Raw genomic sequence first — 23,929 nt, 5'->3', positions numbered from 1 at the left:
GACCTGAACAGGGAGTCCCGCACGGCATGCTGAGGGTCACAACGCACGCCACCGGCTCGATACACGGCAACGAAACTCAAGGGGGGCTGCATCCATGATGCGGCGACAGATGAAGCTCGCGGCGGTCCTGGTCGTGGTGGTGCTCGCGCTCACCGGATTCTCGGCCTCCAGCAGCGGCGGCAAGGGCAAGAGCGGCAAGAGCAGCAGCTCGGGCGGCGGTGGCTGCTCCAGCTCGAAGAAGAGCAACAACGGCTACCGCGACACGGACTACGACGACGACTACGACGACTCCTCGTCCTCCGGCTCCTACTCGACCCCGACGCCCACCGCGTCCGACGCCCCCGCAGTCCGGGTGATCCGCTGCGCCACGCCGCGCAAGGGCAAGCGCAAGGCGGTCACCTCGTCGCTGGTCGAGCTGCGGGCGAACGAGCCGGGCTCGCAGGCGTACGAGATCGACGTGCGGTTCGTCGACGCACTGGGCAACACCGTGGACACCGCCGAGACCACCGCGAATCTCGACGGCGGCGAGGTGCGCACCCTCACCGTACGGATGGAGAGCCCCGGCAAGGTGTCCAAGGTCAAGCGCTGCGAAGTGACCGCCAAGGTGGTCTGACCGCACGGCACACCCGCTCACCGCACCCGAGGCGCCCCGCTCGCTCCCCGCGCCCCGAACAGCTCCGCCTGCCGGTCCGGCGGCAGGTTGCCCAGGGCGATCAGCGCCGGGGCCTGGGCCATCGCCTGGGTCCTGGCCGTCTCCTTCGCGGACCACACCGCCCGGACCGTGCCCTGCACCGCGTCCGTCGGGTATCCCGCGATCACGGCCGCCGACCGCAGCGCCGCCGCCACCGCGCCGCCCGGCTCCGTCACCTCGCTGACCAGACCGACCGCGTACGCCCGCTCGGCGCTCACCCGCTCCGCCGTGCCCATCAGGGACATCCGGGCGACCTCCCCGTACGGCATCCGCTGGGCCATCGCGATCGCCTCGTACGCCGAGACCATCCCGTACGTCGTGTGCGGGTCGAAGAACGTCGCCTCCCGGGACGCGACGACGAACTCCGCCTCGCCCAGCAGGTAGAACGCCCCGCCGCAGGCCATCCCCTCCACCGCCGCGATCACCGGCTTCCACAGGTCGTTCGCCTTGGGCCCGATGCGCAGGAGCGGGTCGTCGACGGCGTACGGGGAGGGAGGCTGCGGGACCTCGACCCCCCGGTCGATCCCCGTGCAGAAGGCCCGGGTTCCGGCCCCGGTGAGGACGGCGGCCCGTACGCTCTCGTCGTACCGCAACTCCTGCCACAGCGAAGCGAGTTCCCCGGCGGTCTCCAGGTCGATCGCGTTGAGCTTCGCCGGCCGGTCGAGGGTGACGAGCACGACCCCGGCCGTGGCCTCCCGCTCGATGCGCAGCGCCACCGCTCACCGCTCCAGGAGCCAGCGGACGAGCGTGACCGAGCCGCTCGGCCCCGCCGGGCAGAACGCGGCCCGCACCGGAGCCCCGATCCGCAGCCGCGCCGGGTCGACGGAGTTCAGCGGTGCGTCGGGGGAGGCGACGACGTTCCCGGCAAGACGGATCTGCGGGGCGTCCGCCAGCTCCACCAACACGGCGTTGTACGGAGCTTGTTCGGCGTACGCCGGAAGGAGCGGCGGGTGCGGGATGACGTACGACCAGAGCCGTCCGCGCCCGCTCATCAGCCGCCACTCACTCGCGAAGGACCCGCAGTGGGGACAGCAGGGGCGGGGCGGGAAGCGGAGTTCGCCGCAGGCGGGGGACGCGCAGGCCTGGACGCGGAGTTCGCCCCGGGCGGTGTACTCCCAGAAGGGCGCGCCGTCCTCGTCGGTGACGGGCAGCAGCAAGGCATCGGACAGGCTCATGGGATGGCCTCAACTCCTCAGCAGAACAGCGGATGTCGGCACGCCCTCACCGGCGGTGACCAGGCAGGTGGCGGCGTCCGGCACCTGGGCGGTGGAGGTGCCGCGCAGTTGCTTGACGCCCTCGGTGATGAGGTTGAAGCCGTGGACGTACGCCTCGCTCAGCCCGCCCCCGCCGGTGTTGACCGGCAGCCGTCCGCCGCTCTCCAGCGCCCCGCCCTCGGTGAACGCGCCGCCCTCGCCGCGCGCGCAGAAGCCGTAGCCCTCCAGGGAGAGCGGGACGAGCGGGGTGAACGCGTCGTAGATCTGGGCCACATGGACGTCGTTCGGCCCGAAGTCGGCCTGCTTCCAGAGCTGTCGAGCTGCTGCCCAGGCGGGGCCGGTGAGCGGGTCGTCGTTCCAGTAGTTGACCATCCCGTGGTGCTGAGCGGGCAGCCCCTGGGCGACGGAGTGGAGGTAGACGGGCTTCTGCCGGCAGTCGCGGGCGCGCTCGGCGGCGACGATGACGCAGGCCAACGCCCCGTCCGTCTCCAGGCAGTTGTCGAAGAGGCAGAGGGGCTCGCTGATCCAGCGGGAGGTCATGTACATCTCGCGGGTCAGGGGGCGGTCGTACATGATCGCGTCCGGGTTCTGGTTGGCCCGGTTGCGGCAGGCCAGGGCGACGTTGAAGAGGTGGTCGCGGGTGGCCCCGTACTCGTGCATGTAGCGCCGGGCGAGCATGCCGATCTCGTCGGCGGGCCGCAGCAGCCCGTAGGGCCGGGTCCACTGGGCGGGGGTGGGGAGCTGCACGGCGGTGTTCTTCCACGGCCGTGGGCCGGACCCGCGCTTCCGCGACCGCCAGGCGACCCCGACGCTCGCCTGCCCGGTGGCGATCGCGGCGGCGAGGTGGCCGAGGGTGGCGCAGGAGCCGCCCCCGCCGTACCCCACCTTGGAGAAGAAGGTGACGTCCCCGGCCCCGATCGCCTTGGCGACCTCGACCTCGTCGGTCTCCTCCATGGTGTACGAGGCGAAGCCGTCGACCTCCGACGGGGCGATGCCCGCGTCGTCGAGGGCGGCGAGGATCGCCCGGCAGGCGAGGGTCTTCTCGGACTCCGGGAGGCGTTTCGCGAACGCCGTCTGTCCAATCCCGGCTATCGCCGTAGCGTCCTTGAGCGTCGCCATCCGCTGACCTCCCGCACTGTCGCGCCTGCTGACAGCGGCAGAGGCTACCGCTAATCTGACGGATAGTCAGCTAGTGCGGCGGCGGAAGGCGGGCGCGTGATGCGGGGCGACGAGGAGTGGGGCAGCATCCCGGGGCTGGTACGGGCGGCGGCCGAGCGGTACGGCCCGGCCGAGGCGGTGGCCGACGGCCGCACCCGGCTCTCGTACGCCGAGCTCGGCGACCGGGTGGAGCGCGCGGCGGCCGCGTGCATGGCCGCCGGGGTGGAGCCGGGCGACCGGGTGGCGATCTGGGCCCCGAACACGACGGAGTGGATCGTCTCGGCGCTCGGGGCGGTGAGTGCGGGCGCGGTACTGGTCCCTCTCAACACCCGCTTCAAGGGCACGGAGGCGGCGTACATCCTGCGGCGCAGCCGGGCGAGGCTGCTGTTCGTCACGGGTACGTTCCTGGGCACGTCGTACGTGGCGTCGCTGCGCCGGGCGGAGGTGAAACTGCCGGACCTGGAGCGGGTGGTGGTGCTGGCGGACACGGCTCCCGAGGACTACACGAGCTGGCCGGACTTCCTGGCGGCGGGGGAGGGGGTGGAGTCCGCCGCCGTACGGGACCGGGCGGCGGCGATCGCCCCGTCGTCGCCCTCCGACATCATCTACACCTCGGGTACGACGGGCGCGCCCAAAGGCGCGGTGATCACCCACTCCCAGACGCTGCGCGCGTACGAGATCTGGAGCGAGCTGGCGGGCCTGCGCGAGGGCGACCGCTACCTGATCGTGAACCCGTTCTTCCACACCTTCGGCTACAAGGCGGGGATCATCGCCTGCCTGATGCGGGGGGCCACGATGGTGCCGCAGCCGGTGTTCAACGTGGACACGGTGCTGGCGAACATCGCGGCGGAACGGATCTCCGTCCTCCCCGGCCCGCCGACCCTCCACCAGTCCCTGCTGGACCACCCGGCACGCGAGGCGCACGACCTGTCGGCCCTGCGCCTGGTGGTGACGGGCGCGGCGGTGGTCCCCCTCCAGCTGGTGGAGCGCCTGCGCAACGAACTGCACATCGCGACGGTCCTCACGGCGTACGGCCTCTCCGAGGCGAGCGGCATCGTCACGATGTGCCGGAGGGGCGACGCACCGGAGATCGTGGCGACCACCTCGGGCCGCGCGATCCCCGGCACCGAGATCCGCGTCCTGGCGGACCCGGGCGCACCGGGCGAGGTGCAGGTCCGCGGCTTCACCGTGATGACCGGCTACTTCGAGGACCCGGAGACGACGGCCACCACGATGACCGAGGACGGCTGGCTCCGCACCGGCGACGTGGGCGTCCTGGACGCGGCGGGCAACCTCAGGATCACGGACCGGATCAAGGACATGTTCATCGTGGGCGGCTTCAACGCGTACCCGGCCGAGATAGAACAGCTCCTCGGCCTCCACCCGGACGTGGCCGACGTCGCGGTCATCGGCGTCCCGGACCCGCGCCTCGGCGAGGTGGGCAAGGCCTACGCGGTCCGTCGCCGGGGCGCGACACTCACCGCGGACGACCTGATCGCCTGGTCCCGCCGCGAGATGGCGAACTTCAAGGTCCCGAGGACGGTGGAGTTCGTCCCGGAACTGCCGCGCAACGCGAGCGGCAAGGTGGTGAAGGGGGAGCTCCGGGGGCGGTAGGTCCCGCCCCCGGACACGTGTGAGGGGCCCGAGCGTTTCCCCCGTCTCGGGCCCCTCACACATTCCCCCGTACCGCGACCGCGGCGGCTCCCCCTCGGCGTCGCCGCGACCGCGTCCCCCGTATCCCCGTCGGGGAGGCCTACTTCTTCGGCTTGAACGGTTCCGACGTGGCGTGCTGGTCCTGCGTCGTCACCGGCTCGCCGGTCGCGTGCTGGTCCTGCGTCGTCGGCTCGCCGGTCGCGTGCTGGTCGGCGGGCTTGAAGACCGGGTCCTTCTTCGTGGCGTCGGCCATGATGGTCAACTCCTTCTCTCTGTGCGATGCGCAGTGGGTTGACGAGGCCCGTCCAGCTGTTCCCCCGTGGACTGCTGGGCGGGCCTCTTGGGGCCGCTCACCTTAATAGCGCGCCCGATGTCGCCCCCGTCTGCCCCCCGACGCGACGGATCGACAGGACTGAGCATGGCGGGGGGCGATAAACGAACGATGAACGCGCCTGCTTCAGTGCGTCGAGATGCCCGTCAGCAGGGAGCGGACGCCCTCCGCCTCCGGCGCGTCCAGATCGTCGTAGATGCCCAGCGCCTCGTTCCAGCAGACCTGCGCGCGTCCGGTCTGGCCTATGCCCGCCAGTGCGCGTCCCAGCACGGTCAGGACGTTCCCCCGCCGCCACTCGCCGCCGATGCCCCGCAGGACGGTCAGCGCGAGTTCCGCGTACTGGGGCGGCCTGCGCGGGCCGGCCGGATGCGATCTCCACCTCCGCCAGCCGGAACAGGGACATGCCCTCCCACAGCCGCTGGCGACTGTCGCGGAATATCTCCAGCGCCTCGGTCAGCTTCGCGGTGGCGGCCGCGAACTCGCCGCTCTGGGTCAGCGCCATGCCCAGGGCGTAGCGGCCGTTCGCGCCGCGCAGGGCATGCCCCAGGGAGTCGTAGATCCCGATGCCGGAGCGGGCCAGCGTGATCGCACTGGCGGTTCGTCCCGTGGCGAGGTGGATGCGGGAGAGGTTGCACAGGGCGCTGGCCTCGCCCGGCCGGTTGCCGTCGCTGCGGAACGCGTCGATCGCCTGGTTCAGGAAGGCTTCGCCGTCCTGGTGGCGGTTGTGGTAGAGCGCGATGATGCCCCGGGCGTTGGCCGCCCAGCTGACCGCCAGCAGGTCCTGGGCGGTCTCGGCCAGCCGCATCGCCTCCTCGGCCTCCCGGTCCGCATGGTCGAACCGGCCCGCCAACTGGTGCGCGTTGGCCAGCGACATGACGGCTCGGCTCTCCGCCCGGGGGTCACCGCACTCGCGGGCTGCTTCGCGCACGGTCACGGCCGCCGCTTCGTACTGCTTCGCGTTCGCACCCGACTCGCCCAGGTCCAGGGCGGCGTACAGCAGGTCCACCGTGCGGCGCAGGGTGGCCGGGCGTGCCACCTGGCGCACGCAGGCCAGCAGGTTGGTCGCCTCCGTGTACAGCCAGTCCAGGGCCGCGTGCCGGTCGGCGAAGACGAGGCCCGCGTGATCCGTCGGCTCCAGGTGGTCCACCAACCGGTCCCCCGGCCGCTCCAGCGCATACACCCCCGCAGCCGTCGCCAGATAGAAGTCCAGCAGCCGCGACAACGCCGACTCCCGCTCCACCGCCCGCTCGTCCCGCTCCGCGCACGCACGCGCGTAGAGGCGCACCAGGTCGTGGTAGCGGTAGCGGCCCGGGGCGGCGGACTCCACCAGGCTCGTGTCGACCAGGGCCTCCAGGAGGTCCTCCGCCGCGTGCGGGTCCAGGTTCAGCAGGGCGGCGGCCGCGGCCAGGGAGATGTCCGGGCCGTCCGCGAGGCCCAGGAGGCGGAAGGCGCGGGCCTGGGCCGGTTCCAGCTGGCCGTAGCCGAGTTCGAACGTCGCCTTCACCGCGAGGTCCCCCGCCTGGAGCTCGTCCAGCCGGCGCCGCTCGTCCGCGAGCTTCGCGGCCAGCACCGACACCGTCCAGGTGCGGCGCGCCGCCAGGCGGGAGGCGGCGATGCGGATGGCCAGGGGCAGGAAGCCGCACGCGGCCACCACGTCCAGGGCCGCCTCCCGCTCCGAACCCACCCGCTCCTCGCCCACGATCCAGGTGAAGAGCTGGAGCGCCTCCTCCGGCGACATCACGTCCAGGTCCACCAGATGCGCCCCGGCCAGGTCCACCATCCGCACCCGGCTCGTCACCAGCGCCGCGCACCCCGGCGTACCGGGCAGCAACGGGCGGATCTGGGCCGCGTCATGGGCGTTGTCCAGGAGGATCAGGATGCGGCGGCCGTCCAGCGTCGAGCGGTACAGCGCCGCCCGCTCGTCCAGCGTGTCCGGGATCGCCGAGTCCGCCGTGCCGAGAGCGCGCAGGAACGAGCCGAGGACCGTCTCCGGCTCCGCCGCCCGCGCCCCCGCACCCTGGAGGTCGACGTACAACTGCCCGTCCGGGAAGTGCCGGCGGGCCTGGTGCGCGACGTGTACCGCCAGCGTCGTCTTGCCCACGCCTCCGATCCCGGCCACGGCCGAGACCGCCATGACCGAGCCTTCCGCCGTGGCCAGCCGACTGCCCAGTTCCGACACGAACGCGGACCTGCCGGTGAAGTCGGGCACCGTGGCCGGCAGCTGCGCCGGCCGCAACGGCGCGGGCGCCGGAGCCGGTTCGTCCGCCGGGCGGGCCAGCTCCTCGTCGGCGCGCAGGATCCGCTGCTGGAGCTGGGCCAGTTCGGGGCGCGGGTCGACGCCCAGTTCCTCGGCGAGGAGGCGGCGGGTGTCGGCGTACACCGCGAGCGCCTCGGCCTGCCGGCCGCTGCGGTACAGCGCCACCATCAGCAGCTCGCGCAGCCGCTCCCGCAGCGGGTGCGCCGCGGTGAGCGCGGTCAGCTCGGACACGGCCTCCGCGTGGCAGCCGACCTCCAGGTCCAGGTCGAGCCGCGTCTCGGTGAGCTGGAGCCGCCACTCCTCCAGCCGGGTCCGCTGGTTGTCCGCGTACGGGCCGGGCACGGAGGCCAGCGCCTCGCCGTCCCACAGGCCCAGCACCTTGTTGATCAGGGTGCGTGCCTGGCACCGGTCCCCGGCCGCCCGCGCCTTCTCCGCCTCGGCCGCCAGGTCCTGGGCCAGGGTGAGATCCAGCGCGCCCCGGTCGATGCGGATCGCGTACCCGCCCGACTCGCTCACCAGCGTGTCCTGGCCCAGGATCTTGCGCAGCCGGGAGGCGTACGTCCGGATCGTGGCCAGCGCCTGCGAGGGCGGGTCCTCGCCCCAGAACGCGTCGATCAGCTCGCCCGCGGTGGCCGTCCGGCCCTCGCGCAGCAGCAGCGCGGTCAGCAGGGCGCGCTGCTGGGGCGAGCCGGAGGAGAGCAGCTGCGAACCACGCCAGGCCCGTACGGGGCCGAGCACGGTGAACCTGAGGGCGTCCGCCGTAACCGGTTTCTCCGGAACACGCTGCTCCGGTACGCGCACGCGTGGCCCGCTGGCACGGTCCATTGATGCCCCCTGTCCTGCTCGCCTGCCGGTCCCGCTCGTCTGCGGATCCTGCCGGTGGTGCCCGCGCCCGAATGTCCGCCCTGCGCCGAAGTGCGGTGTGCATCCGGATGGCGCGGTACCGCTGGTATCGCGCTCAACAGTCTGCCTTGTCTCGGGCGGACTCGTCAGCAGTGGGTGACGCTCTGCACAAGCCCTCGACAACGATTCGGGAACCACGCCCCGTGCCCTGCCCGTCGCGAATGCGCGCACGATTACTGACGGGTCGTCAGATCGGCGCTACCGTGGAACACATGGAGACCTTCCCGAAGATCATCTCGGTGGACGACCACACGGTGGAGCCCGCTCATGTCTGGCGGGACCGGCTCCCGTCCAGGTACGCGGACTCCGGCCCGCGCATCGTCCGGGCGCCCCTGAAGGAAATGACCTTCCTGGGCGGAAAGTTCGCACCCGTGATGGGCGCCAAGGGCGACGACGGGCCGGTGGGCGACTGGTGGGTGTACGAGGACCTGCACCGCCCGCTCACCCGCCTGGACACCGCCGTCGGCTACGACAGGGACGAGATCAAGCTGGAGATCATCACCTACGAGCAGATGCGTCCCGGCTCCTTCTCGGTCCCGGACCGGCTCGCCGACATGGACGTCAACCACGTCCAGTCCGCGCTCTGCTTCCCGACCTTCCCGCGCTTCTGCGGGCAGACGTTCACCGAGGCGAAGGACCGCGAACTGGGGCTCCTCGGGGTGCGCGCGTACAACGACTGGATGGTGGAGGAGTGGTGCGGCCCCGAGGCGCACGGCCGCCTCATCCCCCTCACCCTCATCCCGCTGTGGGACGCGGAACTCGCCGCCGCCGAGGTGCGGCGCAATGCCGCGCGGGGCGTGCGCGCCGTCGCGTTCTCCGAGATACCTCCCCATCTCGGGCTTCCGTCCATACATGCGGACGACTGGGATCCGCTCCTCGCGGCCTGCGACGAGACGGGCACCGTCATCGCCATGCACATCGGCTCCTCGTCGCGCATGCCGTCCACCTCCGCCGACGCCCCGCCCGCCGTCGGCTCCACCATCACCTTCGCCAACTGCTGCTTCTCGATGGTCGACTGGCTGATGAGCGGCAAGTTCGAACGCTTCCCCAACCTGAAGATCATGTACGCGGAGGGGCAGATCGGCTGGATCCCCTACATCCTGGAACGCGCCGACGTGGTCTGGGAGGAGAACCGCGCCTGGGGCGGCGTCGCCGACAAGGTCCACCGCCCGCCGTCCGAGCTGTTCGCCGAGCACGTCTACGGCTGCTTCTTCGACGACGCCTTCGGGCTGAAGAACCTCGACGCGATCGGCGTCGGCAACGTCCTGTACGAGACGGACTACCCGCACTCCGACTCCACCTGGCCCCGCTCCCGCGAGGTCGGCGAGGAGCAGATGGGCCACCTCGCCCCGGACGTCGTGGACCGGATCGTGCGCGGCAACGCCATCGAGCTGCTGGGGCTCACGGAGGACGGGCTCTGGGCGGGCCCTTGAGCCTGCGGTGGGTACGGGGAGGAGGTCGTGACCCCCGCCCGTACGGGGAGGAGGCCGTGACCCCCTCCCCGTACGGGCGGCCGCGTCAGGCCTTCGCCACCGGCTCCTGAAGTTCCGTCACCCACTGCTCCCGGTCCGGCGGGCACTCCAGGTTGACCTCGCGGGCGTACCCCGTGGAGCGGTAGCCGTTGGCCTCCAGCCAGCGGGCCAGGGTGTGGGCCGCCGGCAGCACGTCGTCCATCGCGCCCCGGTGCACGATCGCCGCCGCCTCGAACGCCGGCAGCTCCACCACCCGCACCCCCGTGTCCCCTACCGCGCCCACCGGGCCGGATACCGTCACCCCGGCGTGCACGACGATGCCGCCGCCCCCGGGCTCGTCCTCGTACCGGGCGATGCCGGGGCCGGTGGGCCGGACGCCCGCGCCGTCCAGGAGCGGGAAGAGTCGCTCGTACAGCGGGCCGATCACCGGCCCGATGTCCTCGGGCTGGTAGCTGGCGGCCGTCCCGGTCAGCTCGGCCACCCGGACCGCAGGAACGGTCTTGATCACGACGTCGTCGGCAGGCATGTGCCCCTCGCTCTCGATCGACCGGAGCCTCGCCTCGACCCGGGCCAGCCGCGCCGTAGCCGCTGCCGCCGCCTCCGCCAGCTCCGCCCGGCGCAGCCGCAGCATGCCGCGCAGCTCCTCCGGGCCCACCTGTTCGTCCAGGACCGCCCCCACCTGCTGGAGCGTGAAGCCGAGGTCCTTGAGCGCGATGATCCGGTTGAGCCGGGCGAGCTGGGCGGCGCCGTACAGGCGGTAGCCGGTGGCGGGGTCGGTGCGGTCCGGGCGCAGCAGTCCGATGGCGTCGTAATGACGCAGCATGCGGGGCGACACCCGTCCGTACCTGGCGAAGTCTCCGATGGTGAACATGATGGCTCCACTGCACCCCTTCACACGGGGTCAAGGTCAAGCGGTACCGGTTTGCGGGCCGTATACAGGCAGGAGCCCCGTTCCTCCGCCGAAGCGGGGGAGCGGGGCTCCTTGGGTACTGCTATGTGCGGCCGCGATCGACCGACCCGGGCAACTAGGCCGGGGTGACGTTCTCAGCCTGCGGACCCTTGGGTCCCTGAGTGACGTCGAAGTTCACGACCTGGTTCTCCTCGAGGGAGCGGAACCCGGACGCGTTGATCGCGGAGTAGTGAACGAAGACATCCGGGCCGCCGCCGTCCTGGGCGATGAAGCCGAAGCCCTTTTCAGCGTTGAACCACTTGACGGTTCCGGTAGCCATAAGCCCTCCTTGGGCCAAAGGGTTGCCCTGCTCCAGAACCTGCAAACAAGTCTGAAAACTACAAAAGCCTGCGGGTTACATGCTCCGCAGGCTCTGTACTGCAAGGGAAACCAAACTGCAACTTGCGGGCGAGCCTAGCACGCAGTCTCCGGAGAGCGGTAGAGGGAAAGATCACTTCACCCGAAGGTTTGATCGACCCGCCGGGCGTCCCGCGAGAGGCCCGTGAAAAGGGGCTGCGCGGGCCCCGGTGGTGCTCGTGGCGGGATGCGGGTCTAGCCTCGCGATGTGGACAATTCAACCGTCTCCCCCCGCGAAGGCGACGACCGTCGCAGCCGGCCCCGCGTCGGCCACATCCAGTTCCTGAACTGCCTCCCCCTCTACTGGGGCCTGGCGCGGACGGGAACCCTGCTCGACCTGGAGCTCTCCAAGGACACCCCGGAGCGGCTCAGCGAGCAGCTGATCAGGGGAGACCTGGACATCGGCCCGGTCACCCTCGTGGAGTACCTGCGCAACGCCGACGACCTGGTGGCCTTCCCCGACATCGCGGTCGGCTGCGACGGGCCCGTCATGTCCTGCGTGATCGTCTCCCAGCTCCCGCTGGAGCAGCTCGACCGGGCCCGGGTGGCGCTCGGCTCGACCTCCCGCACCTCGGTGCGGCTGGCCCAGCTGCTGCTGGCCGAGCGCTACGGCGTCCGGCCCGACTACTACACCTGCCCGCCGGACCTGGGCCTGATGATGCAGGAGGCGGACGCCGCCGTGCTGATCGGCGACGCCGCGCTGCGCGCCAATCTGCACGACGCCCCCCGGCTCGGGCTCCAGGTCCACGACCTGGGCCAGATGTGGAAGGAGTGGACGGGGCTGCCGTTCGTCTTCGCCGTCTGGGCGGCCCGCAAGGACTTCCTCGCCGCGCACCCCGAGCGGGCGGCCCAGGTCCACGAGGCGTTCCTGGCCTCCCGGGACCTCTCGCTGGAGGAGGTCACCAAGGTCGCGGAGCAGGCGGCCCGCTGGGAGGCCTTCGACGCGCAGGTGCTGGAGCGGTACTTCACGACGCTCGACTTCCGCTTCGGCCCGGACCAGCTGGCCGGCGTCCGCGAGTTCGCCCGCCGTACGGGTGCGGACACCGGCTACCCGGCGGACGTCCGGGTGGAGCTGCTCGGCGGCTGAAGCCTGCGGCCCCGCCCGGGAAAGGAAGGAATTCCCTTATCCCCTTCCCGGAACAGGTCTGCCGGATAGGCGTACCGGGCAGTGAATGGTGGGCTCCGGAACAACACATTCGCGCCTTTCCCCGGGGCGAAAAGATCCCCTCCTGACCGGAGAAGGGGGAATGGTCCGGCCGTTTCCCGGTGACCGCGCCGGAGGAGCCCCCTAGGCTTCGGTCCGGGTCCGGACCGACCCCAGGGATTACCGTCCACGGTTTCACCGTCCGCAGGGATCACAGGGTTCACAGGGGGAGTCCATATGCAGCCGCTGGAAGCGGGCGAACCGCACACCATCGGTGCCTACCGGCTGCTCGGCAGGCTCGGCGCGGGCGGCATGGGCCGGGTCTATCTCGGCCGCAGCGCGGGCGGACGTACGGTCGCGGTCAAGGTGGTCCACCCCCACTTCGCCCTCGACGAGCAGTTCCGCGCCCGGTTCCGGCGCGAGGTGGAGTCCGCCCGGCGCATCGGCGCGCAGTGGACGGCTCCCGTCCTGGACGCCGACCCGGACGCCCCGGTGCCGTGGGTCGCCACCGGTTACGTCGCGGGCCCCCCGCTCTCCCAGGCGATCACCGAGCACGGCCCGCTGCCCGAACACGCGGTACGCACCCTGGGCGCGGGCCTCGCCGAGGCGCTCGCCGTCGTCCACGGGCAGGGCATCGTCCACCGCGATGTGAAGCCCTCCAACGTGCTGCTGGCCCTGGACGGCCCCCGCCTCATCGACTTCGGTATCGCGCGGGCCCTCGGCGCGGCCGTCTCGCTCACCTCCTCCGGGGTCTCCGTCGGCTCGCCCGGCTACATGGCGCCCGAGCAGATCCGGGGCCGGGACGTCTCCGGCGCGGCCGACGTCTTCTCGCTGGGCGCGGTCCTCGCGTACGCGGCGACGGGCGCCGCCCCCTTCCCCGGCGACTCCTCCGCCGTACTCCTCTACAAGGTGGTCCACGAGGAACCCGAACTGGGCGACCTGGAGGGCGAACTGCGCGAGGTGGTCGCGGGCTGCCTCGCCAAGGACCCGGCGGACCGCCCCGCCCCGGCCGACCTCGCCCGGGCGCTCGCTCCCGGCGGGGCGGCGGCGATGGTGGCGGGCGGCTGGCTGCCGGGCCGGCTGGTGCGCGAGGTGAGCCGGTCGGCGGTGGCGCTGCTGGACCTGGAACCGCAGGACGCCCCGGTGCAGTCGGGGCCCGTGCCGTTCAGCAGCGCGTCGCTGGGAGCGGGGGCCGGGGCGGGGGCCGGGCATCGCCCCTGGCCCGGGGAGGTGGCACCGGGCCGGGCCGACGCATCCGGCCCGCCCGCCCAGGACCCTCGGGAAGCGCCGTACGGGACACCGCGTCCGCAGGAAGCGCCGGGTGAAGCGGAAGCGTCGCGACGGGCGCCGGGAGAAGCGGCAGCGGAAGCGTCGCGTCGAGCGCCGGGAGAAACGGCTCAGGACGACGTGCCGTTCCGGGCGCCGCATCCGCAGGACGACGCGTACGGGACGCCGCATCCGCAGGACGACTACGGGACGCCGCCCCCTCCTCCGCCCCCGATGCCTCCGCGTGCCACGTCCGCCCCCACCGGACCCCCGCCCCCGGCGCACGCCGGGACCTACCGGCAGGGCGGCGACGGCACGCACGGCGCGAGCGGCCTGCCGGGGCAGCGCGGCGGCGACCCCCGCCTCTCCCTCACCGTCAGCGCCGAGAACCGGCAGACCCCCGGCGAGCGCCGCGGCCGCCGGGTCAGCTGCACCGTCGCCCTGGCCGTGGCGGGCGCGCTCGCGGCCGTCACGATCGGCACCGGTCTGCTCGACGGCCTCTTCCCGGGCGGCGACGCCGACCGGGACCGGGGCAGCGACGCCGCCGCGACCCCGTCGAGGTCCGCCTCCCCGCCGGCGGGGGAGAAGCCGACGCCCTCCGCATCCGGCGACGCGAGCGAGGCTCCGGCCACCGCCCTGCCGAAGGCGTACGTCGGCACCTGGAAGGGCCCGGTCACCGAGAGGACGACCGGCCAGCCCCACGGCACGCTCACCGCCGTCTTCACCGGGGGCGAGCGAGGGGAGCGGGTCGTCCGGATGAGCACGACCATCTCCCAGCTCGGCATCACCGTCACCTGCAACAGCGTCGGCACCCTCACCTCCGGTACCGCGAAGGAGCTGAACATCCGCGAGGCCACCGACCCGGACCGCCCCAGCACCCCCGGCCTGTGCACCGCCACCGAGGCCGACCTCGTCTTCCGGCTCGCCGATGACGGCACCCTGGACTACCGCTCGGAGGAACGCGCCGCGGGGCTCCCGTACGGGAAGCTCACCCGGTCCGGCGACTGATCGCGCAAGGGGCTGGCGTACGCTGGATCGGTCCGTGGATCCTCAAAAAACCGCCGAAAGGTGACAGCCCGGTGACCGAGAAGGCCGACCTTCAGCCCGTCCTCGACCGAGCCGCCGAAGGCGGTCGGATCACCCCGGAGGAGGCGCTCGACCTCTACCGGTCCGCGCCGCTGCACGCACTGGGCGCCGCCGCCGACGCCGTACGCCGCCGCCGCTACGCCGGTACGGAACACATCGCGACGTACATCATCGAGCGCAACATCAACTACACCAACGTGTGCGTGACGGCCTGCAAGTTCTGCGCCTTCTACGCCCCGCCCAAGGCCACCGACAAGGGCTGGACCCGCGACCTCGACGACATCCTGCGCCGCTGCGCGGAGACCGTGGAGCTGGGCGGCACCCAGATCATGTTCCAGGGCGGCCACCACCCGGACTTCGGCGTGGAGTACTACGAGGAGCACTTCTCCGCGATCAAGAAGGCGTACCCGCAACTGGTCATCCACTCGCTCGGCGCCTCCGAGATCGAGCACATGGCCCGCATCTCGAAGGTCTCCGCCGAGGAGGCCATCAGCCGCATCCACGCCGCCGGGCTCGACTCCTTCGCCGGTGCGGGCGCCGAGCTGCTGCCCGCCCGGCCGCGCACCGCCATCGCGCCGCTCAAGGAGTCCGGCGAGCGGTGGCTGGAGATCATGGAGATCGCGCACGGCCTCGGCGTCGAGTCGACGTCCACCATGCTGATGGGCACCGGCGAGACCAACGCCGAGCGCATCGAGCACCTGAGGATGATCCGGGACGTCCAGGACCGTACGGGCGGCTTCCGCGCCTTCATCCCGTACACCTACCAGCCGGAGAACAACAAGCTGAAGGGCCGCACGCAGGCCACGCTCTTCGAGTACCTGCGGATGATCTCCATCGCCCGGCTCTTCCTCGACAACGTCGCCCACATCCAGGGCTCCTGGCTCACCACCGGCAAGGAGGTCGGCCAGCTGTCGCTGCACTACGGCGCGGACGACCTCGGCTCGATCATGCTGGAGGAGAACGTCGTCTCCTCGGCCGGGGCCAAGCACCGCTCCAACCGGCTGGAGATCATCGACCTGATCCGCAAGGCGGACCGGGTCCCCGCGCAGCGCGCCACGACCTACGAGCACCTCGTCGTGCACGACGACCCGGCGAACGACCCGGTCGACGAGCGCGTCGTCTCGCACATCTCGTCCACCGCGATCGAGGGCGGCACGGCCCACCCGGAGCTGAAGCTCCTCAACGCCAACTGACGTAGCCGTGCTGACGATTCATGCCGCGCCCCTGGTCCTCCCGGTGGGCGTGGCGGCCGTCGCGGACGGGGCGGTCGCGGTGGACGGCGACCGGATCGCCGCCCTCGGCCCGTACGCGGAGGTCGCCGCCGCGCACCCGGCCGCCCGGGTCCGCCGATGGCCCGGCCTCCTCACCCCCGGACTGCGCCAGGACCGGGCCCGTGAGCTGCTCACCCGCTGCTACCACCCGGACCCGCGCGAGGCCGACGAGCTGGGTGAACTCCCGCTGTGGGGCGAGGAGTTCGAGCGGCAGGCGGCGGCGATGGACACGACCCGGCGGGCCGGCAGCGTACGGCGCGGGCTCCAGCGGATGCTGCGCCACGGCACCACGCACCTGGTGGGCCCGTTCGGCGCGGACGACCCGGCGCTGCGCACGGCCGTCGCCCGGTCGGGCCTGGCCGTCCGGATCGCGCCGTCGCCCGTTCCGGTACGGGAAGGGGTGCCGGACCTGGACCCCTTCGCGGCGGGCGGCGATCTGGCCCGTACCGCGCACGGCCCGCTGACCGTCGGCGGCCGGGCCGATCTCGCGGTCTTCGACGTGCCCGACGAGGCGGCGCTGTACGGGGGCGGGCCCCGGCCCTGCGTGGCGACCGTGCTCGCAGGGCGGCTGGTGCACCGCGCCCGCTGAGGCCGGTGCACCGGCGGGCGTCACGGGACCTTCGGGCCGCCCAGGTAGCGTCCCTTCGCGTCGTACGGCCAGGCGTTGGCGACGCAGCCCTTCAGCCCGTCGATCTGCTGCATCATCGCGGGCGCGGGACGCCCCTTCCCCGGGCAGGTCTCGTGGCCGCGCCCCAGCCAGTGGCCGACCTCGTGGTTGACGATCAGCGCCCGGTACTCGGAGACGGGGCCGTCGAACTGCGGTGAACCGAGCTGCCAGCGCTTCAGGTTGACCATCACCTTCTCGCCGCCCCGGCAGTTGACCTCGCCGCGCGTTTTCAGGCCGTACGCACCGCACTCCCGGTCGGTCGTCGCCGGGGTGGCGATCCGGATCACCAGCCCGGCCGATCCGTCGGCGACCTGGCGGAACGAGCGCTCGCCGCCGTGGCTCCAGCCGCGCGGGTCGGCGAGAACGGCGGCGATGTCGGCGGCGGCCCGGTCGGGGTCGACGCCGATGCCGTTCTCCACCTCGACCCGGTAGGCGCTGCCCCTGCCCTTCGGCGTGACGCCCGCACGGGCCACGGTGAACGTGCCGGGCCCCGAGGCGGGGATGTCCTCGGGGCCGAGGGCGTCACCTTCCCCGGACGCGTCCGCGCCGGCCGAGGCGGACGGAGTCGGGGTGGGGGTCGGCGGGGGAGTGGGCTCGGGGGCGTCCTCCAGCGGTTCGGAGGCGTTGTCCGGTCCGCCCGCCGGGGCCGTACGGGACGGGTCCGGGGCCGCGTCGGCCGGGCCGCCGCCGTGCCGCCAGGGCCGGCCGACGAGGAGCGCCGCGCCCGCCACCACCGCGAGCACCAGCACGGCCAGCGAGAGAACCCGCCGCCGGTTCCGCTGCCGCCGCCGCACCCGCGACCGCGCCGCCGACCGGGACCGGGGAGCGGAGGCCGGCCGGGACCGGGAGCGGGAAGCGGACCCGGAGGGAGCACCGGGGCCCGAACGGGCAGGGGGCGGCGAGCCGTTGCCGGCCGGACCCGGGGCCCGGGGCGGCGGCACGCGCAGCCGGAACGTGTCCTCGTCGCGGACCGGTTCCCCGTACGCGGGCGGCAGCGTGCCGGTCGTGCGGCGGCGCGTCACGAGGCGGCCCCGCCCCACGCCACCGGGTTCTCGTCGGCGTACGCGATCAGCTCCCGGAACCGCGGGCTCTCGGCGACCCGGACGAGGTCCCCGACGGTGACGGGCGTGCCGCCCGCCCCGGACCGCGCGGGCGACACCGACAGTGCCACCGTGCTGCGGCCGGACCGGTACTGGAGGGAGACCTCGGTGACCGCCCGGTCCGCGACGGCCTGCCGGTAGGCCCGGGCGGGGGTGCCGTCGTCCAGGGTGAGGGCCACGCAGGTCAGCCCCTTCTCCGGGATGTCGCGGCAGGCGGGCTCGGGGCTCCCCGGATCCGGGACCACCGAAAGCCGGACGGCGTGCACGACACCGCCGCGCCGCCCCGCATAGCTCCCCGGGTCGTCGTCGGCCGGCCGGACGTCCCCGACCGACGCGGGCAGCAGCGCGTCCAGGGCCCGGGCCGCCTGCTGCCGGAACGCCTCCAGGCGCTGGGCCTCCTCGGGGCCGAGCCCGGGCGGGACCGACAGGGAGGGTGCGGGCGGCCCGGGGGGAGCGGGCGGCACGGCCGCGGACTCCGTCGGCACGGGGGTGGCGGTGGGGCTCGGCATGTCGGGGGGTTGCTCCGTACGTCGGGGGGACGGGGTGGGCGGGGAGGCGGGCAGGGAGAGGGACGGTCCGGCGGGCGACACGGGTTCCGGGCCCGACAGCAGCCGGGGGCCGAGCACGGAGAGGCCCAGGGTCAGCGCGGTCACCGCGACGAACGCGCCCGCGACCGTGTACCCCCGGCTCCTGGCCCGCCGCCGGTGACCCTCCCGGACGGCGTCGGACACCAGATCGGGCTGGAGGGACAGGGCGCCGACCGTCCGGTGCAGGGCCTCCCGGAACAACTCCTCGTCCCGGACCGGCTCTTCGTCAGGCGTGCGGCGCGGCAGGTGCTCGTACGGTTCAGGGGTCATGACCGGCCCTCAGCTTCCGGTGGAGTAGAGCTGGACGTCGCCCATCCGGGCGCGCAGGCGGACGAGCGAACGCGAGCACTGGCTCTTCACCGTGGACTCGCTGCACCGCAGCAGCGACGCCACGGTCTCCACGCTCAGGTCGTCCCAGTAGCGCAGGACGACCATCGCCCTTGCCCGGGGCGGGAGTTCGGCGAGGAGGGCCAGCAGGGTGACCCGGAGGTCGGCGCCCGGCGCCGGATTGGGCTGCGGGCGGGGCGCGTTGCGGTTGTGGGCGAGCAGATCCCGTACGGAGCGGCGGCGTTCGGCCACGAAGGTGCGCACCAGCACGGTCTTGGCGTAGGCGTCGAGGTTGTCCGCCCGGCTCGCCCTGCGCCAGTGCTGGAACAGCTTGGCGAGCGTCGTCTGCGTCAGGTCCTGCGCACCCTCGGTGTCTCCGCACAGCAGGTAGGCCGTCCGGTACAGGCGGCGCTGCCCGGTCCTGGCGTACGCCTCGAACGCGGCGCGCTCGTCGTCCGCCATGGCGGGCTGAGCCCCTGCCGGCATCCGCCCTCCTCTCTCGCTCTCCTCGACTCCCACCCGTTACAGAGCACCCGTGTGCCGAAAAGGTTGAAGAGGAGTGAAGATCAGTTCGAGACGTGTGTGCGCCCGCCCGCCGACGGGTCCACGGCCCCGGCCACAGGTCACCGGGCCCGTCCACGGACCGGTCCCGAGGTGTCTCACTCCCTGGCGGATCCTGGTGCGGGCGCGAAACGCTGTGCTAGAACAGCGCCCGTGACAGTCGATCGTTTTCTGGTGGAGTGCCTCCACATCGATCTCTGCCGCGTCTCCAGCGCATCCTGTTGATGCCGGCCGCGGCATCCTTCGCGATGCCCACGTGATGCCTGCGCGCGTCCCCGGTATGAGCACCTTGAGCGCTATCCACGCCTTCCGCGCCTGATCCCCTCCGGGTCCCGCCCCTCGCATCGTCGCGTTCCCAGCGCCGCCCCCGCGTGTGTCCTCCCGGCCTGCCGCCTCCCGCGGGTCCGGCGAGGCTCCATGACCCCGGAGACCCCTTCATGCCGACCTCCCCGTCCCTGCGGGAACGGACCGCCGAAGCCGCCGCTCCCGTGCCCCCGGGCCCGCCGAACAAGGGCGACGGCCGCCGCGCCCGTCCCGAACGCGCCGCCCTGCTGCGCCGGATCGGGCTGCGCGTCCTCGCGCTCGCCGTCCTGCTCGGCGGCTGGCAGCTGGTGACCGCGCTCCAGCTGTGGTCGCCGGTCCTGGTGCCCTCGCCCGCCGCCGTGTGGCGGGCGCTGCTGGAGACCTCCGGCACGCACGACGGCGTCCGGGGCTACCAGGGCCACACCCTGATCGAACACCTCGGGATCAGCCTCCGCCGGATCTTCATCGGGGCCGGTGCGGGGGTGGCCGCGGGCCTCGTGCTCGGCGTCCTCATGGGGACGCTGCCGTGGGTACGGGTGGTGCTGGAGCCCGCTGTGGCGTTCCTGCGGACCCTGCCCCCGCTCGCCTACTTCAGCCTGCTGATCATCTGGTTCGGCATCGACGAGGCGCCCAAGCTGTGGCTGCTGGCCATCGCCGCGATGCCGCCGGTCGCCGTCGCCACCGCGTCCGCCGTGGCGTCCGCGCCGACGGCCCTGGTCGAGGCGGCCCGGGCGATCGGGGCCCGGCGCGGACAGGTCGTCACCTCCGTCGTGCTTCCCTCCGCGCTGCCCGAGATCCTCGTCGGCGTCCGGCTCGCCTTCGGCATCGCGTACTCCTCCGTCGTCGCCGCCGAGACCGTCAACGGACTACCGGGGATCGGCGGCCTGATCCGGGACGCCCAGCGCTACAACCAGTCCGACACCGTCGTGCTCGGCCTCTTCGCCATCGGCATCTCCGGCCTGCTCATCGACGCGGCCCTGCGCCTGCTGGCCGACCGCCTCGCCCCGTGGCGCAGCCACGCGTAACCGCCCCCCTTTCCCACCCGGTCTTCCACCCACTGACGTACGAAGGACACGCACATGCCCCGAACACGCGGCCCGCTCCGCCTCACCTTCCTCGCCGTGACCCTCGGCACCCTGCTGGCGGTGACGGCGTGCGGCCAGGGCGGCGGCTCCGGCGACGGGGGCGACGGCGGCAAGACCATACGCATCGCCTACCAGGCGTTCCCCAGCGGCGACCTGATCGTCAAGGAGAAGGGCTGGCTGGAGAAGGCGCTGCCCGGCTACGACATCAAGTGGACCAAGTTCGACTCCGGGGCCAGCATCAACACCGCGTTCGTCGCCGGGTCCGTGGACCTCGCGGCCATCGGCTCCAGCCCGGTGGCCCGGGGGCTCTCCGCGCCGCTGAACATCCCGTACGAGGTCACCTGGGTGCTCGACGTCGCCGGGGACAACGAGGCGCTCGTCGCCCGTAACGGGTCCAAGATCTCCTCGGTGAAGGACCTGGAGGGCAAGAAGGTCGCCACCCCCTTCAGCTCCACCTCCCACTACAGCCTGCTCGCCGCCCTCGACCGGGCCGGGGTGGACGCCTCGAAGGTCCAGCTCCTCGACCTGGAGCCGCAGGACATCCTGGCCGCCTGGACGCGCGGCGACATCGACGCCACGTACGTCTGGCTGCCGACGCTGGAGGAGCTGAAGAAGACCGGCAAGGTCATCGTCTCCAGCCGTGAACTCGCCGCGGACGGCAAGCCCACCCTCGACCTCGGGGTCGCCGCCACCCGCTTCCTCAAGGCCCACCCCGACGTGCTGCCCGCCTGGCGCAAGGCCCAGGCCCAGGCACTCGACCTGATCCACGACGACCCGGACGCCGCGTCGGCCGCCGTGGGCAAGCAGCTCGGCATCAGCCCGGCCGAGGCGGGCTCCCAGCTGAAGCAGGGCATCTTCCTCAAGCCCGCCGAGCAGGCGGACGCGAAGTGGCTCGGCACCCCCGGCAAGGCCGGCGGCCTGGCGGACAACCTGCACAGCGCCGCGCAGTTCCTCGTCGACCAGAAGCAGATCGACTCCGCGCCGGACATCGAGACCCTGCGCAAGGCCATCCACGCGGAAGGGCTCAGCGATGCCGTCAGCCCCTGACACCGAGAAGACCCGGACCGCCAAGGCGCCGGGGAGCGCCCCCGTCGTCTCCGTGACCGGCGTCCGGCACTCCTACGGCCGGGGCGCGGACGCGGTCACCGCCCTCGGCCCGCTCTCCCTGGAGATCCCGGCCGGTGAGTTCCTGGTCCTCGTCGGCCCCTCCGGCTGCGGCAAGAGCACCCTGCTGCGGCTGATCGCGGGCTTCGAGCAGGCCACCGAGGGCGCGGTCGAGGTGTTCGGCGAGCGCCCGGACCCGGGAAGCCAGGCGGGCATCGTGTTCCAGCAGCCGCGCCTCTTCCCCTGGCGGACGGTCGGCGACAACATCGGCCTCGCCCTGAAGTACGCGGGGGTTCCCCGGGCCGAACGGCCGGAGCGGATCGCGGGGCTGCTGGCGCGAGTCGGGCTCGCGGACACGGCGGGCCGCCGCGTCTGGCAGATCTCCGGCGGCCAGCAGCAGCGCGTCGCCATCGCCCGAGCCCTGGCGGGCGGCAAGCGGCTCCTGCTGCTCGACGAGCCGTTCGCCGCGCTGGACGCGCTGACCCGGGAGCGGCTCCAGGAGGACCTGCGCACGGTCAGCGCCGAGACCGGGACCACGTCGGTCTTCGTCACCCACAGCGTCGACGAGGCGGTCTTCCTCGGCACCCGCGCGATCGTCCTCACCAACCGTCCGGGGACCGTCGCCCTGGACGTCCCCATCGACCTGCCCCGGACCGGCGCCGACCCCGACGAACTGCGCGGGCTGCCCGCGTACGCCGCGCTGCGCGCCGAGATCGGCACTGCGGTCCGCGAAGCGGCCAGCTGACACCCCGTACGACCCCCGTACGACGAGAGGAGAAGGATCATGACCACCGCGACGACCCCCGTCCTGCGCGACCACCGCATCCCCGCCGACGGCCTGTACGAGGGCCCGCGCGAGCTGCGCCGGGTCCCGGAGGGCTGGACCGACCGCCCGTACGAGCGCCTCCGCCTGGTCCCGCTCGGCCGGGTCATCGGCGCGGAGATCCACGGCGTCGACCTGTCCCGCCCGCTGGAGGCGGACGTGCGCGCCGAGCTGGACCGGGCGCTGCTGGAGTGGAAGGTGCTGTTCTTCCGCGACCAGCACCTCACCTCGCAGCAGCAGCGGGCGTTCGCCGGGCTCTGGGGCGAGCTGGAGACCAACCCGCTCCTCGCCACCGGCGACGACCCCGAGGTGGCCCGCCTCGACCGCACCACCGTGCCCACCTTCGAGAACGTCTGGCACACCGACGTCACCTTCCGCGAGCGCCCCGCCCTCGGCGCGGTCCTCCAACTGCGCGAGGTGCCTCCGGTGGGCGGCGACACGCTGTGGGCGGACATGGCGGCCGCGTACGACAACCTGCCCGATGAGGTGAAGGAGCGCATCGAGGGGGCGCGGGCGGTGCACGACTTCATCCCCGGGTTCGCCCGCTTCTACCCGCCGGAGCGGCTGGCGGCGCACCAGGAGGAGTTCCCGCCGGTCGAGCACCCGGTGGTGCGCCGCCACCCGGTCACCGGCCGCCGCACGATCTTCGTCAACGCGTCGTTCACCACCCGGATCGTCGGTTTCGCGCAGGAGGAGAGCGACCGGCTGCTGCGCCTGCTGTTCCAGCAGGCGCACGCTCCGGAGTTCCAGGTGCGGTTCTCCTGGCGGGCGGGCGACGTCGCGTTCTGGGACAACCGGGCCACCCAGCACTACGCGGTCAACGACTACGCCCCGTACCGCCGGGTCGCGGAGCGCGTGGCCATCGCGGGCGACCGCCCTCACTGATCCCGGTGGTGCGGCTGCTTGAATGGAAGGGTGACCCGAGCCTCCCTGGAAAAGCAGCCGCACGAAGTCGCCTCGATGTTCGACGGTGTGGCGGCCAACTACGACCTGACCAACGACGTGATCTCGCTCGGCCAGGCCCGGCTGTGGCGCAAGGCGGTCGCGGCGGCGGTCGACGCCCGCCCCGCGCAGAAGATCCTCGACCTGGCGGCCGGTACGGCGACCTCCTCGCAGCCCTTCGTGAAGGCGGGCGCCTACGTCGTGCCCTGTGACTTCTCGCTGGGCATGCTCAAGGTCGGCAAGGAGCGCCACCCGTGGATGCCGTTCACGGCGGGCGACGGGATGAAGCTGCCGTTCAGGGACGAGACGTTCGACACCGTCACGATCTCCTTCGGGCTGCGCAACATCCAGGACACCGAGGTCGCGCTGCGCGAGCTGTACCGGGTGACGAAGCCCGGCGGCCGGGTCGTGATCTGCGAGTTCTCCCAGCCGACCTGGACCCCGTTCCGCACGGTCTACACGGAGTACCTGATGCGGGCGATCCCGCCGGCCGCCCGCGCGGTGTCGTCCAACCCGGACGCGTACGTCTACCTCGCCGAGTCCATCCGCGACTGGCCCGACCAGCCCGCCCTCGCCGCACTGCTCCAGAAGGCGGGCTGGTCGAAGGTCGCGTGGCGCAACCTGACCGGCGGCGTGGTGGCCCTGCACCGGGCCACCCGCGCCTGAGTCACCTGCGGG

General features: G+C 72.8%; 21 protein-coding genes and 1 pseudogene. 12 read left to right on the top strand and 10 right to left on the bottom strand.

Annotated features, from left to right (window positions below):
* Window positions 1-94 precede the first annotated feature (94 nt).
* Entirely contained in the window at window positions 95-613 is a 519-nt protein-coding gene (locus tag IE134_RS02965) for a hypothetical protein (protein WP_030709425.1), read from the top strand.
* A gap of 17 nt (window positions 614-630) precedes the next feature.
* On the opposite strand, the gene IE134_RS02960 is transcribed toward IE134_RS02965, so the two are convergent.
* The 3 genes from IE134_RS02960 to IE134_RS02950 are packed head-to-tail and all read right to left on the bottom strand — an operon-like array spanning window position 631 to window position 3,024.
* Window positions 631-1,407: an enoyl-CoA hydratase/isomerase family protein gene (locus IE134_RS02960; protein WP_098016389.1), complete on the bottom strand. Its 777-nt coding sequence runs from the start codon at window positions 1,405-1,407 to the stop codon at window positions 631-633.
* A gap of 3 nt (window positions 1,408-1,410) precedes the next feature.
* Window positions 1,411-1,866, bottom strand: coding sequence for a Zn-ribbon domain-containing OB-fold protein (locus IE134_RS02955; protein WP_030709422.1), 456 nt, complete (start codon window positions 1,864-1,866; stop codon window positions 1,411-1,413).
* Window positions 1,867-1,875: 9 nt separating this feature from the next.
* On the bottom strand, window positions 1,876-3,024 hold the full coding sequence (locus IE134_RS02950; protein WP_030709421.1) for a lipid-transfer protein: 1,149 nt from the start codon (window positions 3,022-3,024) through the stop codon (window positions 1,876-1,878).
* A gap of 99 nt (window positions 3,025-3,123) precedes the next feature.
* Here IE134_RS02950 and IE134_RS02945 point away from each other — a divergent pair, with 99 nt between their 5' ends.
* The gene (locus tag IE134_RS02945; RefSeq protein WP_030709420.1) at window positions 3,124-4,677 is read left to right on the top strand and encodes a FadD3 family acyl-CoA ligase; all 1,554 of its coding nucleotides are present in this window, start codon (window positions 3,124-3,126) and stop codon (window positions 4,675-4,677) included.
* 139 nt (window positions 4,678-4,816) lie between these two features.
* On the opposite strand, the gene IE134_RS02940 is transcribed toward IE134_RS02945, so the two are convergent.
* Window positions 4,817-4,969: a hypothetical protein gene (locus IE134_RS02940; protein ID WP_175466712.1), complete on the bottom strand. Its 153-nt coding sequence runs from the start codon at window positions 4,967-4,969 to the stop codon at window positions 4,817-4,819.
* Window positions 4,970-5,173: 204 nt separating this feature from the next.
* Window positions 5,174-8,129, bottom strand: a pseudogene (afsR, locus tag IE134_RS02935) (SARP-family global regulator AfsR).
* A 290-nt stretch (window positions 8,130-8,419) separates the two neighbouring features.
* On the opposite strand from afsR, the gene IE134_RS02930 reads away from it, so the two are divergent.
* Window positions 8,420-9,640 (top strand): amidohydrolase family protein, encoded by a 1,221-nt coding sequence (locus tag IE134_RS02930; RefSeq protein ID WP_030709416.1) that lies wholly within the window; start codon window positions 8,420-8,422, stop codon window positions 9,638-9,640.
* 85 nt (window positions 9,641-9,725) lie between these two features.
* Here IE134_RS02930 and IE134_RS02925 read toward each other — a convergent pair whose 3' ends face one another.
* Complete coding sequence (locus IE134_RS02925) at window positions 9,726-10,550, bottom strand: MerR family transcriptional regulator (RefSeq protein WP_189429495.1); 825 nt, start codon at window positions 10,548-10,550, stop codon at window positions 9,726-9,728.
* A 154-nt stretch (window positions 10,551-10,704) separates the two neighbouring features.
* Complete coding sequence (locus tag IE134_RS02920) at window positions 10,705-10,908, bottom strand: cold-shock protein (protein ID WP_003967102.1); 204 nt, start codon at window positions 10,906-10,908, stop codon at window positions 10,705-10,707.
* Between the two features lie 285 nt (window positions 10,909-11,193).
* On the opposite strand from IE134_RS02920, the gene IE134_RS02915 reads away from it, so the two are divergent.
* The 4 genes from IE134_RS02915 to IE134_RS02900 all read left to right on the top strand — a co-directional run bounded on the left by IE134_RS02915 (window position 11,194) and on the right by IE134_RS02900 (window position 16,341).
* Complete coding sequence (locus IE134_RS02915) at window positions 11,194-12,072, top strand: menaquinone biosynthetic enzyme MqnA/MqnD family protein (protein WP_030709412.1); 879 nt, start codon at window positions 11,194-11,196, stop codon at window positions 12,070-12,072.
* Between the two features lie 294 nt (window positions 12,073-12,366).
* The gene (locus tag IE134_RS02910; protein ID WP_189429493.1) at window positions 12,367-14,403 is read left to right on the top strand and encodes a serine/threonine-protein kinase; all 2,037 of its coding nucleotides are present in this window, start codon (window positions 12,367-12,369) and stop codon (window positions 14,401-14,403) included.
* Between the two features lie 71 nt (window positions 14,404-14,474).
* Window positions 14,475-15,674 (top strand): cyclic dehypoxanthinyl futalosine synthase, encoded by a 1,200-nt coding sequence (gene mqnC / locus IE134_RS02905; protein ID WP_030709404.1) that lies wholly within the window; start codon window positions 14,475-14,477, stop codon window positions 15,672-15,674.
* 7 nt (window positions 15,675-15,681) lie between these two features.
* Window positions 15,682-16,341: an imidazolonepropionase-like domain-containing protein gene (locus IE134_RS02900; RefSeq protein WP_189429491.1), complete on the top strand. Its 660-nt coding sequence runs from the start codon at window positions 15,682-15,684 to the stop codon at window positions 16,339-16,341.
* A gap of 20 nt (window positions 16,342-16,361) precedes the next feature.
* On the opposite strand, the gene IE134_RS02895 is transcribed toward IE134_RS02900, so the two are convergent.
* The 3 genes from IE134_RS02895 to IE134_RS02885 are packed head-to-tail and all read right to left on the bottom strand — an operon-like array spanning window position 16,362 to window position 18,895.
* On the bottom strand, window positions 16,362-17,441 hold the full coding sequence (locus IE134_RS02895; protein ID WP_189429489.1) for a DUF3152 domain-containing protein: 1,080 nt from the start codon (window positions 17,439-17,441) through the stop codon (window positions 16,362-16,364).
* Window positions 17,438-18,376, bottom strand: coding sequence for a hypothetical protein (locus IE134_RS02890; RefSeq protein WP_189429487.1), 939 nt, complete (start codon window positions 18,374-18,376; stop codon window positions 17,438-17,440). Before IE134_RS02890 ends, IE134_RS02895 begins: the two co-directional genes overlap by 4 nt.
* Before the next feature lie 9 nt (window positions 18,377-18,385).
* On the bottom strand, window positions 18,386-18,895 hold the full coding sequence (locus IE134_RS02885) for a SigE family RNA polymerase sigma factor (protein ID WP_030709396.1): 510 nt from the start codon (window positions 18,893-18,895) through the stop codon (window positions 18,386-18,388).
* A 536-nt stretch (window positions 18,896-19,431) separates the two neighbouring features.
* On the opposite strand from IE134_RS02885, the gene IE134_RS02880 reads away from it, so the two are divergent.
* The 5 genes from IE134_RS02880 to IE134_RS02860 are packed head-to-tail and all read left to right on the top strand — an operon-like array spanning window position 19,432 to window position 23,917.
* Window positions 19,432-20,322: an ABC transporter permease gene (locus IE134_RS02880; protein WP_098894339.1), complete on the top strand. Its 891-nt coding sequence runs from the start codon at window positions 19,432-19,434 to the stop codon at window positions 20,320-20,322.
* Window positions 20,323-20,376: 54 nt separating this feature from the next.
* Window positions 20,377-21,429: a taurine ABC transporter substrate-binding protein gene (locus IE134_RS02875; RefSeq protein WP_098016398.1), complete on the top strand. Its 1,053-nt coding sequence runs from the start codon at window positions 20,377-20,379 to the stop codon at window positions 21,427-21,429.
* Window positions 21,413-22,231 carry an ABC transporter ATP-binding protein gene (locus IE134_RS02870; protein ID WP_030709390.1) on the top strand — a complete coding sequence of 273 codons (819 nt, stop codon included), beginning with the start codon at window positions 21,413-21,415 and terminating at the stop codon, window positions 22,229-22,231. The genes IE134_RS02875 and IE134_RS02870 overlap by 17 nt, the downstream gene beginning before the upstream one ends.
* A 39-nt stretch (window positions 22,232-22,270) precedes the next feature.
* Window positions 22,271-23,194 (top strand): TauD/TfdA dioxygenase family protein, encoded by a 924-nt coding sequence (locus tag IE134_RS02865; RefSeq protein ID WP_030709388.1) that lies wholly within the window; start codon window positions 22,271-22,273, stop codon window positions 23,192-23,194.
* 30 nt (window positions 23,195-23,224) lie between these two features.
* Window positions 23,225-23,917, top strand: coding sequence for a demethylmenaquinone methyltransferase (locus IE134_RS02860; RefSeq protein WP_030709386.1), 693 nt, complete (start codon window positions 23,225-23,227; stop codon window positions 23,915-23,917).
* The last annotated feature ends 12 nt before the right edge of the window (window positions 23,918-23,929 follow it).

This window comes from Streptomyces rubiginosohelvolus, from assembly GCF_014649875.1.
GTDB classification, from domain to species: domain Bacteria; phylum Actinomycetota; class Actinomycetes; order Streptomycetales; family Streptomycetaceae; genus Streptomyces; species Streptomyces rubiginosohelvolus.
This window is presented reverse-complemented; position numbering and strand designations above follow the sequence as displayed.